Genomic DNA, 12,162 nt, shown 5'->3' on the forward strand with positions numbered 1-12,162 from the left:
GTCACACCTGTTCCCATGCCGAACACAGAAGTTAAGCTCCTTAGCGCCGATGGTAGTCGGGCTTACGTCCCGCTAGAGTAGGACGTTGCCAGGCAAATAAATCGTATGGATGCGATGAGCCGAATCGAGACCTTAAGGTCTCTTTTTTTATGCGAAAAAATAAAGATGAGAAATTAATAAGAGGAAGTTAATTAAAATACGATAGCCAATTAGCTATCGCATAAGTAACACTAACTTTTAAAAAAGAAGTGTTACTTTATAATTAACGAGTTGATGAGAGCTTTAACATAATCTGCAAGTTCACGTTGTTTAATTCCACCGAATCCTAAAATAAATTTAGGATACTCTGAGGGGATATCATCATAGTTATATATTTCGAGTTTTAATTTGTTATTCTTAGCCTTGTCTAAGCATTGCTGTGTAGTGAGACCATTCAGAACTGTTAAATTAAAATGCATCCCAGTAAGTGCTCCTTCAATTTGCAATTGGTCTTTATATTTTTCGAGATGGTGCAATATATAATTTAATTTGTCTCTATAAATTTTCCTCATTTTATTTAAATGTCTTTCAAAGCTACCACTTGCCATAAATTGTGCAACCATATGTTGAATGTGCACAGGTACAGTATTACCTTCTTTTAATTTTCTTTGTTTATATTTTGATAATATTTCTTTTGGTAAAACAATATATGCAATTCTACAGCTAGGATAGAGTGATTTTGAAAATGTACTTATATAAACAACTTTTCCTTTAGTATCTAAACTTTGTAGAGCTGGTATAGGTTTACCAAAGTACCTGAACTCTGAATCATAATCATCTTCAATAATGTAACGTTGTTCATCTTGTTGTGCCCATTGAATAAGTTGGGTTCTCTTTTTTAAATTGGTGACATGACCAGTAGGAAATTGATGTGAAGGTGTAATATATAAAATATTATATTTTGATTCTAAGATAGGGCGAACTTGTATACCATTTTTTTCAACAGGAACTTGTAAATAGTTCATATTCTTTTTGTCTAAGACATGTTTGATTGGAGGATAACTCGGTTTCTCGATGATAAACTTTTCTTGATTAAGTAAATTAGTAATCATATCGAGGAGTTGGCTAGTAGAAGAACCAATGACTATTTGATTAGGGTGACATGTTACGCCTCTACTATTAAATAAATAATGTGCAATTTGTTGACGTAATACGAACTCTCCTTGAATTTCGCCTCTTTGTAATAGTGATAAGTGATCTTCTTCAAAGACGTCTTTTGCGTGTTTTCTAAATATATGCATAGGAAAATTTTCAGAGTCGATTTCAGCTAAGTTGAAGGCGAATTTGAATTGCGAGTTTTCATTACTTTCATTATGAATCTCTAAATGATCATTATTAGGATAAGTTTCTCTATTGATAACTGGCAATGATTCAATATCTGATACATAGTATCCAGATCTCGGCTTAGAGTATATAAATCCTTCATCTAATAACAGTTGATAAGCGTGTTCAATAGTTGTATGACTCATTGACAAATGTTCGCTTAATTGTCTTTTCGAAGGAAACTTATCATTGGAATGGTATTGACCTTCGATAATTTGATTTTTTAACTTTTCATAAAGAGATAAGTAAAGTGGTTGTGATGATTTCATAAATCTGACCCCTATTATTATGGATAAATTGAACCTTTTTAAATATCAGTTTATCTCTTAAAATGAATTTAATCAATAAGTAAAGGGGTAATAACATGTCAAAAATCGTAGGCTCAGAAAGAGTAAAAAGAGGAATGGCTGAAATGCAAAAAGGTGGCGTTATTATGGACGTCGTAAATGCAGAACAAGCTAAAATTGCTGAAGAAGCTGGTGCTGTTGCAGTAATGGCTTTAGAACGCGTTCCATCAGACATCCGAGCAGCAGGTGGCGTGGCACGTATGGCTAATCCTAAAATTGTAGAGGAAGTAATGAATGCTGTGTCTATACCTGTTATGGCTAAAGCCCGTATAGGACATATTACTGAAGCTAGAGTATTAGAATCAATGGGTGTTGATTATATCGATGAATCTGAAGTATTAACTCCAGCTGATGAAGAGTATCACTTAAGAAAAGATCAATTTACAGTGCCTTTCGTTTGTGGTTGCCGTAATTTAGGTGAAGCTGCACGACGTATTGGAGAAGGTGCTGCAATGTTACGTACGAAAGGTGAACCTGGAACAGGCAATATCGTAGAAGCTGTACGTCACATGAGACGCGTTAATGCTGAAGTTAGTCGTCTAACAGTAATGAATGATGATGAAATTATGACTTTCGCTAAAGATTTGGGAGCACCTTTTGAAGTATTAAAACAAATTAAAGATAATGGACGTTTACCAGTAGTAAACTTTGCAGCAGGTGGCGTAGCAACACCTCAAGATGCTGCTTTAATGATGGAATTAGGTGCTGATGGTGTATTTGTTGGTTCTGGTATTTTTAAATCAGAAGATCCTGAAAAATTTGCTAAAGCAATTGTCCAAGCAACGACTCATTATCAAGATTATGAATTAATTGGAAAATTGGCTAGTGAACTTGGTACAGCGATGAAAGGTTTAGATATCAACCAAATTTCTTTAGAAGAACGTATGCAAGAGCGTGGATGGTAATTTATGAAAATAGGTGTATTAGCATTACAAGGTGCAGTTCGTGAACACATTCGTCACATAGAGTTAAGTGGTCATGAAGGTGTCGCAGTAAAAAGAGTTGAACAACTTGAAGATATTGCTGGTTTGATTTTGCCAGGTGGTGAATCTACAACACTAAGAAGACTAATGGACTTATATGGCTTTAAGGAAGCGTTAAAGCAATCTGATTTACCAATGTTTGGCACATGTGCGGGATTAATCGTACTTGCAAAAGATGTTGAAGGTGAATCTGGCTATTTAAAAAAGTTGGATATTACAGTCGAACGTAATTCATTTGGTCGTCAAGTTGATAGTTTTGAATCGGAACTTAATATAAAAGGTGTTGCTAAAGATATTGAAGGTGTATTCATACGCGCACCACATATTGCTCAAGTTGAGAAAGGTGTAGACATTCTTAGCCGAGTAGGAGATAAGATTGTTGCGGTTAAACAAGGTAAATATCTTGGTGTCTCTTTCCATCCTGAACTCACCGACGATTATCGTGTAACTGAATACTTCATTAACCATATGATAAAGAATAATTAATTAATCTTTTGATAAACGGTCATCTTAAAGGTGGCCGTTTTTAATTTTTCGGAAAATGAATTTCAAAAGCAAATGTAAGCTCATAAAATAAAAAAACGCAAGAGCAACTTTCCTAAGTTACTCTCGCGTTTGATTAAATAAAGAATCCTGCAATTGCTGCAGAAATAAATGATACTAATGTTGCACCGAACAATAGTTTTAATCCAAATCGTGCTACAATATCACCTTTTTTATCATTTAGTGATTTAATCGCACCGGAAATAATACCTATTGAACTGAAATTAGCAAATGATACTAAGAATACTGAAGTGACACCTTTAGCATGCTCAGATAAACCATGTGTTTTACCGAGTGCTTGCATAGCAACGAATTCATTTGATAATAATTTTGTCGCCATAATTGAACCTGACTGCACAGCATCATGCCAAGGAACACCAGTTAGGAATGCGAATGGTGCAAAGACAAAACCGATTAACGTTTGGAAATTCCAATCCAATGTTCCACCTGATAATAGACTAAAGATTCCACTTACTACACCATTAAGTAAAGCAATAAGAGCAATATAACCAATTAACATTGCACCGACAATCACTGCTACTTTGAAACCATCTAAAATATATTCACCAAGCATTTCGAAGAATGATTGATTTTTAGTTTCACTTTCATCGACTAATAATTTATCATCTTCTTCATTCACTTTATACGGATTGATAATAGACGCGATGATGAAACCACCAAATAAGTTAAGTACCACAGCTGTTACAACATATTTAGGTTCTATTAATGTGAAGTAGGCTCCAATAATTGAAGCAGATACTGTCGACATTGCAGATGCAGTTAATGTATACAAACGTTGTTTAGGTATGTATGGCAATTGTTGTTTTAATGAGATAAATACCTCTGATTGTCCTAAAATTGCTGCTGCTACAGCATTGTAAGATTCTAAACGTCCCATGCCATTAATTTTAGAAATTAAAAAACCTAAAATGTTAATTATAAGCGGTAAAATTCTTGTATATTGTAAAATACCGATAAGCGCTGAGATAAACACGATAGGTAACAATACATTAAAGAAGAATGGAGGGTTTTTTGGATCTAATTTAAAACCACCGAATACGAAATTGACACCCTCAGCAGCTTGCTTTAATAAATAACTGAAACCATACGAAATACCACCAATAACTGTGATACCTATATTTGTTTTTAATAAAACAAATGCAAATATCAATTGAATTACTAAGAGTAATCCGACATATTTCCAACGGATATTTTTTCTATCTGAACTAAATAAAAATGCGAGTGCTAAAAAGAATATAATTCCTATAATCCCAATCAAAATATGCATGTTTTTCATTCCTTTAAATTTTTCTATTCTCTATCATACAATAAAATGAACGCGCTAACATCATAAAATTTAAATTTTAAAAATCAAATTGGTTGAAAAAGGTCAAAGGTGGTCATATAATAAAGTCAAAGAAGGTCAAAAAGAGGTGATATCCATGCATAACATGTCTGACATCATAGAACAATACATTAAACATTTATTCGAGGAAACAAATGAAGATGTGGTCGAAATACAACGCGCTAATATTGCACAACGCTTCGATTGTGTTCCTTCTCAATTAAATTATGTTATTAAAACACGCTTCACAAATGAACATGGTTATGAAATAGAAAGTAAACGGGGTGGCGGAGGCTACATCCGAATCACTAAAATTGAAAATAAAGATGCATCAGGTTATATTAATCACTTACTTCAATTGATAGGGCCTTCTATTTCTCAACAACAAGCGTATTATGTCATAGATGGTTTACTAGATAAAGGTCTAATTAACCAAAGAGAAGCTAAAATGATCCAAGCAGTTATAGATAGAGAGACATTAAAAATGGATGTGGTCGCAAGAGATATTATACGCGCTAATATTTTAAAACGATTGCTTCCAGTTATAAACTATTATTAATGAAGTGAGGTGTCTGAACGTGCTTTGTGAAAACTGTCATTTAAATGAAGCAGAAGTAAAATTAACAGTTAAAAGTAAAGACGGTACTCACGAAAAATGGGTATGCTCAATATGTGCTCAAGGTGATAATCCATGGCAACAATCTCATGAGGATACTTCTTACCATATGCATCAGGATGATATAGAGGAAGCTTTTGTAGTTAAACAGATTTTACAACATCTTGCTACGAAACATGGTATTAATTTTCAAGAAATGGCGTTCAAAGAGGAAAAGCAATGCCCAACATGTCAAATGACTTTAAAAGATATTGCGCACGTTGGTAAATTCGGTTGCGCGAATTGTTACGCAACTTTTAAAGAAGACATTATCGATATTGTTAGACGTGTACAGGGAGGCCATTTTGAACATGTAGGTAAAACGCCTCAATCTTCATATAAGAAACTTGCAATTAAAAAGCAAATCGAAGAAAAAACAAAATATCTAAACAAATTAATTGAAGAACAAAATTTCGAGGAAGCGGCTGTTGTACGTGATGAAATTAAAGCATTAAAAGATGAGAGTGAGGTGTCTCGTAATGAGTGACATTCATACTAATATAAGTGAATGGATGAAGATGACAGAAGAGGCACCTGTAGTTATTTCTTCTCGTATTAGATTAGCAAGAAATCTAGAAAATCACGTCCATCCTTTGATGTTTCCTTCTGAACAAGAGGGTTTTCGAGTTATCAACGAAGTTCAAGATGCGCTTCCAAACTTAAAGTTACAACGTTTAGACACTATGGATCAACAAAGTAAAATGAAATTAGTTGCGAAACATCTTGTCAGTCCAGAACTTATCAAACAGCCAGCATCCGCGGTGCTGTTAAATGAAGATGAATCTTTAAGTGTAATGATTAACGAAGAAGATCATATTCGAATTCAAGCGTTAGGAACAGATTTATCGTTGCGTGAATTATATCAAAGGGCTTCAAATATTGATGATGAGTTGGATAGTGATTTAGATATAAGTTATGACGAACACTTAGGTTATTTAACAACGTGTCCAACTAATATAGGCACTGGAATGCGCGCAAGTGTCATGCTACATTTACCAGGACTTTCTATTATGAAGAGAATGAATCGTATCGCTCAAACAATTAATCGTTTTGGATTTACGATTCGAGGTATTTATGGAGAAGGTTCACAAGTATATGGACATATTTATCAAGTTTCAAACCAACTTACTTTAGGGAAAACTGAATCCGACATCATTGATAACTTAACTGAAGTAGTTAATCAAATTATCAATGAGGAAAAACAAATCAGAGAAAGACTTGATAAACATAATCCTGTAGAGACACTTGATAGAGTTTATCGCTCACTAGGGATTTTACAAAATAGTAGAATCATATCAATGGAAGAAGCATCATTTCGCTTGAGTGAAGTTAAGCTCGGCATTGATTTAAACTATATTTCGCTTGAAGATTTTAAATTTAATGAATTAATGGTAGCTATTCAATCGCCATTTTTAATAGATGAAGATGATGATAAAACAGTAAATGAAAAAAGAGCTGATTTATTAAGGAAACATATAAAATAGGAGGTATTTTATATATGCTATTTGGTAGATTAACAGAACGTGCACAACGCGTACTAGCGCACGCACAAGAAGAAGCAATTCGCTTGAACCATTCAAATATTGGAACGGAACATCTTTTATTAGGTTTAATGAAAGAACCTGAAGGTATCGCTGCCAAAGTGTTAGAAAGCTTTAATATCACTGAAGATAAAGTTATTGAAGAAGTTGAAAAGTTAATTGGCCATGGTCAAGAACAAATGGGCACTTTACATTACACACCTAGAGCTAAAAAAGTTATTGAGCTTTCAATGGATGAAGCGAGAAAACTACATCATAACTTCGTGGGAACAGAACATATTCTTCTAGGCTTAATTCGTGAAAATGAAGGTGTCGCAGCACGTGTCTTTGCCAATTTAGATTTAAATATTACAAAAGCACGCGCGCAAGTAGTAAAAGCTTTAGGTAGTCCAGAAATGAGTAATAAAAATGCTCAAGCAAATAAATCAAATAACACTCCAACATTAGATAGTTTAGCTAGAGACTTAACAGTTATTGCTAAAGATGGCACTTTAGATCCTGTAGTTGGAAGAGATAAAGAAATTACTCGTGTGATTGAAGTGCTCAGCCGTCGTACTAAAAATAACCCAGTACTTATCGGTGAGCCTGGTGTGGGTAAAACTGCTATAGCTGAAGGTTTAGCACAAGCAATCGTTAATAATGAAGTCCCAGAAACTCTAAAAGATAAACGAGTGATGTCACTCGATATGGGAACTGTCGTTGCTGGTACAAAATACCGCGGTGAATTTGAAGAACGCTTGAAAAAAGTAATGGAAGAAATTCATCAAGCAGGTAACGTCATTTTATTTATAGATGAGTTACACACATTAGTTGGTGCTGGAGGTGCGGAAGGTGCAATTGACGCTTCTAATATTCTTAAACCAGCATTAGCTAGAGGAGAGTTACAATGTATTGGTGCTACAACATTAGATGAATATCGTAAAAATATTGAGAAAGACGCTGCATTAGAACGTCGTTTCCAACCTGTTCAAGTTGATGAACCAACAGTTGAAGATACGATTGAAATCTTAAAAGGATTACGTGATCGCTATGAAGCTCATCATAGAATTAATATATCTGATGAGGCTTTAGAAGCTGCGGCAAAATTAAGTAATCGTTATGTATCAGATCGTTTCTTACCAGACAAAGCAATTGACCTTATTGATGAAGCAAGTTCTAAGGTTAGATTGAAAAGTCATACAACTCCTAACAATCTAAAAGAGATTGAACAAGAAATTGAAAATGTAAAAAATGAAAAAGATGCTGCCGTTCATGCACAAGAATTTGAAAATGCAGCAAACTTAAGAGACAAACAATCTAAGCTTGAAAAACAATATGAAGAAGCTAAAAACGAATGGAAAAACTCTCAAGGTGGTGTAAGTACAGCTTTATCTGAAGAAGATATTGCTGAAGTTATCGCAGGATGGACAGGTATTCCATTAACTAAAATTAATGAAACTGAATCAGATCGCTTACTCAACCTTGAAGATACACTTCATAACCGAGTTATCGGTCAAAATGACGCTGTTAATTCAATTAGTAAAGCTGTAAGACGTGCTCGCGCTGGATTAAAAGATCCTAAACGTCCAATCGGTAGCTTTATCTTCTTAGGTCCTACAGGTGTAGGTAAAACAGAATTAGCTCGTGCATTAGCTGAATCTATGTTTGGTGAAGATGATGCTATGATTCGTGTTGATATGAGTGAATTTATGGAGAAACATGCTGTGAGTCGTTTAGTTGGAGCACCTCCAGGCTACGTAGGTCATGATGATGGTGGTCAATTAACTGAAAAAGTTAGACGCAAACCTTACTCAGTTATTTTATTTGATGAAATTGAAAAAGCTCATCCTGACGTATTTAATATCTTGCTACAAGTATTAGATGATGGTCATCTAACTGATACTAAAGGTCGTACTGTAGATTTCCGTAACACAGTCATTATTATGACATCAAATGTTGGTGCGCAAGAATTACAAGACCAACGATTTGCAGGATTTGGCGGTGCTTCAGAGGGTAATGACTACGAAACAATTCGCAAAACAATGATGAAAGAACTCAAAAATTCATTCCGTCCTGAATTCTTAAACCGTGTGGATGATATCATCGTATTCCATAAACTATCTAAAGAAGAATTGAAAGAAATTGTTACTATGATGGTTAAGAAACTTACTGATCGATTATCTGAACAAAACATCAATATTTCTGTAACTGATAAAGCTAAAGAAAAAATCGCAGAAGAAGGTTACGATCCAGAATACGGTGCTAGACCATTAATTAGAGCCATCCAAAAAACTGTAGAAGATAATCTTAGTGAATTAATTTTAGATGGTAATCAAATTGAAGGTAAAGAAGTCACAATCGATCATGATGGCGATGAATTCAAATATGACATCCATGAAAAGTCAGATGATAAAGAAACCACTGAAGCTTAATTGATTATTGCTAATATATTGAATAACTAAAGTAATGTTTGCTATTTGCATCATTAATAAATGACATCTCTCGCTGTTTGAGGGATGTCATTTTTTTACATATTTTTCAATTTGTTTAAAACTGATGATGGGATATTCATTTTCCGGAAAATAAAAAACAATACACTAGCGATTATACAAAATTGCAGAAATTAAAATAGACAAAAATAAAATTATTTATAAAAAATCATAGTTTAATAACCACATAAAAATAGACTATATCATAATCATTTACATTTAATTTGTCATAATCAAAATGTCAGTTTAAAATAGATTTGTTCATAATAATTTGGAGGTGCAGAAGTGGCCAAGAAAAAAGTAATATTTGAGTGTATGGCATGTGGCTATCAATCTCCTAAATGGATGGGGAAATGTCCAAACTGTGGTGCATGGAACCAGATGGAAGAAATTGTAGAGAAAGCTGCAAACCCTAAACATGGAGTGAAATCTAAAGAAGCAGCTGGAAAAGTTCAAAAATTGGATAATGTTAAACATGAATCTACCCCTAGAATTCTAACGGATTCTAAAGAATTTAACAGAGTCCTTGGTGGAGGGATTGTCAGTGGATCACTCGTACTTATAGGTGGCGATCCTGGTATAGGGAAGTCTACGTTGCTTCTTCAAATATGTGCGGCATTATCTCAAAATAAGAATGTCTTATATATTACAGGTGAGGAATCTATCAATCAGACTAAACTACGTGCCGATCGCTTAGAAGAAGATTCTAGTCAACTCAATGTATTAGCAGAGACTGATTTAGAAGTCATTCATCAAACAGTTAAGGATGAACGCCCAGATTTACTTGTAGTAGATTCAATTCAAACTATTTATCATCCTGAAATCAGTTCTGCACCGGGTTCTGTATCTCAAGTAAGAGAAAGTACCCAAAGTCTAATGAATATCGCAAAGCAAATGGATATCGCAACGTTCATCGTCGGTCATGTTACGAAAGAAGGACAAATTGCCGGTCCAAGATTACTTGAACATATGGTGGATACCGTGCTTTACTTTGAAGGTGATGAACATCATGCTTATCGAATTTTACGTGCGGTTAAAAACCGTTTTGGCTCCACGAATGAGATGGGTATTTTCGAAATGAAGCAAAGTGGTTTGAAAGGTGTCTTAAATCCGTCTGAAATGTTCTTAGAAGAACGTTCTACAAACGTGCCAGGTTCAACAATTGTACCGACTATGGAAGGTACAAGACCATTATTAATAGAGGTCCAAGCGTTAGTCACACCGACCACTTTCAACAATCCAAGACGTATGGCTACGGGCATAGATCATAATCGATTAAGTTTGCTTATGGCAGTTTTAGAGAAGAAGGAGAATTATTTACTTCAACAACAAGATGCTTATATCAAAGTTGCTGGTGGTGTGAAATTAACAGAACCAGCCGTTGACTTAAGTATTATTGTTGCGACAGCTTCAAGCTTTAAGGATAAAGCGGTAGACGGTTTAGATTGCTTTGTTGGAGAGGTTGGTCTAACAGGTGAAGTTCGACGTGTGTCACGCATTGAACAACGCGTGCAAGAGGCGGCTAAACTTGGATTCAAACGAGCGATTATACCTCAGACTAATATTGGTGGGTGGACTTTCCCGGAAGGTATTCAAGTCATAGGAGTGTCTTCTGTGCATGAGGCTTTAAAATATGCGCTTCATTCTTCATAATCCTCCCTCATAGTAGTTAGTGAGTTTTAAGATTTAAACGCATATAGTTTTTTAATTTAGTTTTCACAAATTTCATTATAATTATGTTAAATAAGTGATTTACATACAATGAATAGACAGCCATGAGAGGAGGATAAGATTGAATATCATTAGATTAATGGTGGTAATTATTTATATCATTATCGGTGCTGCACTAGGGATTATCATCATCCCAGAAGTAGTATCTGATTTAGGGATTAACACTTACCCAATTATCACTAATCATTACATAGATGGATTAATAGGGATCATATTGTTCTTCATTATATTTGGATTTTTCTTAAAAAAGGTCACATACGCTTTTAAAGAACTAGAACAAATTATAATGCGCCGCAGTGCGGTTGAAATCTTGTTCGCAACAATTGGTTTGATTATTGGATTATTTATTTCTGTGATGGTTTCTTTCATCTTAGAACTAATAGGAAATTCAATGCTCAATCATTTTATCCCAATTATAATAACAATTATTTTATGTTATCTTGGATTCCAATTTGGTTTAAAGAAACGTGATGAGATGTTAATGTTTTTGCCTGAAAATATGGCACGCTCAATGTCCTACAACACACGTAAAGCAATCCCTAAAATCATCGATACAAGCGCAATTATTGATGGGCGTATATTAGATATTATTCGTTGTGGATTTATTGATGGAGATATTCTTATCCCTCAAGGTGTTATAAATGAATTACAAGTCGTAGCTGATGCGAATGATAGTGTTAAAAGAGAAAAGGGTCAGCGTGGATTAGACATTCTTAATCAACTTTATGATTTAGACTATCCTACTCGAGTCATAAATCCAACGAAATCTCATAATGATATTGATACTTTACTAATCAAATTAGCACAACATTACCACGCTCACGTTATTACAACGGATTTTAATTTAAATAAAGTGTGTCATGTCCAAGGCATTATGGCACTTAATGTCAATGATTTATCTGAAGCTATTAAGCCTAACGTACATCAAGGTGACCACCTCAATATCCTTTTAACTAAAATGGGGAAAGAGCCTGGTCAAGGCGTTGGGTATTTAGATGATGGCACAATGGTCGTTGTTGATAACGCTAAGAAATTAGTGGGCCAACATGTTAACTTAGAAGTCATCAGTTTACTACAAACTTCATCTGGTAGAATCGTTTTTGCGAAACATGTCGATGACAATAGTTCTGATTTTGAAAATTAATTCTAAAAAGAGGTTTCATGTGAAACTACATATTTTATAATTA

The 12,162-nt window shown here is 34.4% G+C and carries 10 protein-coding genes and 1 rRNA gene; 9 read left to right on the plus strand and 2 right to left on the minus strand.

Features of this window, described 5'->3' with window-relative positions; all coding sequences use genetic code 11:
* Positions 1-94 (plus strand): 5S ribosomal RNA (gene rrf, locus AC3WQX_RS00005); the annotation flags it as partial.
* Positions 95-251: 157 nt separating this feature from the next.
* Here rrf and pdxR read toward each other — a convergent pair.
* The gene (gene pdxR, locus AC3WQX_RS00010) at positions 252-1,631 is read right to left on the minus strand and encodes a MocR-like pyridoxine biosynthesis transcription factor PdxR (protein ID WP_492739667.1); all 1,380 of its coding nucleotides are present in this window, start codon (positions 1,629-1,631) and stop codon (positions 252-254) included.
* Positions 1,632-1,726: 95 nt separating this feature from the next.
* Between pdxR and pdxS the strand changes: the two genes are divergently transcribed.
* On the plus strand, positions 1,727-2,614 hold the full coding sequence (gene pdxS, locus AC3WQX_RS00015; protein ID WP_002433503.1) for a pyridoxal 5'-phosphate synthase lyase subunit PdxS: 888 nt from the start codon (positions 1,727-1,729) through the stop codon (positions 2,612-2,614).
* Positions 2,615-2,617: 3 nt separating this feature from the next.
* Positions 2,618-3,178, plus strand: a complete 561-nt coding sequence (gene pdxT / locus AC3WQX_RS00020) for a pyridoxal 5'-phosphate synthase glutaminase subunit PdxT (protein ID WP_023350800.1) — start codon at positions 2,618-2,620, stop codon at positions 3,176-3,178.
* Positions 3,179-3,311: 133 nt separating this feature from the next.
* On the opposite strand, the gene AC3WQX_RS00025 is transcribed toward pdxT, so the two are convergent.
* Positions 3,312-4,523: a NupC/NupG family nucleoside CNT transporter gene (locus AC3WQX_RS00025; protein ID WP_023350799.1), complete on the minus strand. Its 1,212-nt coding sequence runs from the start codon at positions 4,521-4,523 to the stop codon at positions 3,312-3,314.
* A gap of 154 nt (positions 4,524-4,677) precedes the next feature.
* Here AC3WQX_RS00025 and AC3WQX_RS00030 point away from each other — a divergent pair, with 154 nt between their 5' ends.
* From AC3WQX_RS00030 to AC3WQX_RS00055, 6 genes are all read left to right on the plus strand, one after another.
* Positions 4,678-5,139 carry a CtsR family transcriptional regulator gene (locus tag AC3WQX_RS00030; protein ID WP_002433457.1) on the plus strand — a complete coding sequence of 154 codons (462 nt, stop codon included), beginning with the start codon at positions 4,678-4,680 and terminating at the stop codon, positions 5,137-5,139.
* 19 nt (positions 5,140-5,158) lie between these two features.
* Entirely contained in the window at positions 5,159-5,722 is a 564-nt protein-coding gene (locus tag AC3WQX_RS00035; protein WP_023350798.1) for a UvrB/UvrC motif-containing protein, read from the plus strand.
* Positions 5,715-6,719 carry a protein arginine kinase gene (locus tag AC3WQX_RS00040; RefSeq protein WP_002433454.1) on the plus strand — a complete coding sequence of 335 codons (1,005 nt, stop codon included), beginning with the start codon at positions 5,715-5,717 and terminating at the stop codon, positions 6,717-6,719. Before AC3WQX_RS00035 ends, AC3WQX_RS00040 begins: the two co-directional genes overlap by 8 nt.
* Before the next feature lie 14 nt (positions 6,720-6,733).
* The gene (locus AC3WQX_RS00045) at positions 6,734-9,187 is read left to right on the plus strand and encodes an ATP-dependent Clp protease ATP-binding subunit (RefSeq protein WP_002433302.1); all 2,454 of its coding nucleotides are present in this window, start codon (positions 6,734-6,736) and stop codon (positions 9,185-9,187) included.
* Positions 9,188-9,529: 342 nt separating this feature from the next.
* Positions 9,530-10,897 (plus strand): DNA repair protein RadA, encoded by a 1,368-nt coding sequence (gene radA, locus AC3WQX_RS00050; RefSeq protein ID WP_002433170.1) that lies wholly within the window; start codon positions 9,530-9,532, stop codon positions 10,895-10,897.
* 157 nt (positions 10,898-11,054) lie between these two features.
* On the plus strand, positions 11,055-12,119 hold the full coding sequence (locus AC3WQX_RS00055; protein ID WP_161799216.1) for a PIN/TRAM domain-containing protein: 1,065 nt from the start codon (positions 11,055-11,057) through the stop codon (positions 12,117-12,119).
* Positions 12,120-12,162: the final 43 nt, after the last annotated feature.

The organism is Staphylococcus sp. FW104-15G4D (assembly GCF_058790135.1).

Coding starts and splice junctions, on each gene's coding strand:
- AC3WQX_RS00055 (WP_161799216.1), top strand. CDS start 11,055: ATGGTGGTAATTATTTATATCATTATCGGTGCTGCACTAGGGATTATC.
- pdxS (WP_002433503.1), top strand. CDS start 1,727: ATGTCAAAAATCGTAGGCTCAGAAAGAGTAAAAAGAGGAATGGCTGAA.
- AC3WQX_RS00025 (WP_023350799.1), bottom strand. CDS start 4,523: ATGCATATTTTGATTGGGATTATAGGAATTATATTCTTTTTAGCACTC.
- pdxT (WP_023350800.1), top strand. CDS start 2,618: ATGAAAATAGGTGTATTAGCATTACAAGGTGCAGTTCGTGAACACATT.
- AC3WQX_RS00045 (WP_002433302.1), top strand. CDS start 6,734: ATGCTATTTGGTAGATTAACAGAACGTGCACAACGCGTACTAGCGCAC.
- pdxR (WP_492739667.1), bottom strand. CDS start 1,631: ATGAAATCATCACAACCACTTTACTTATCTCTTTATGAAAAGTTAAAA.
- AC3WQX_RS00040 (WP_002433454.1), top strand. CDS start 5,715: ATGAGTGACATTCATACTAATATAAGTGAATGGATGAAGATGACAGAA.
- AC3WQX_RS00030 (WP_002433457.1), top strand. CDS start 4,678: ATGCATAACATGTCTGACATCATAGAACAATACATTAAACATTTATTC.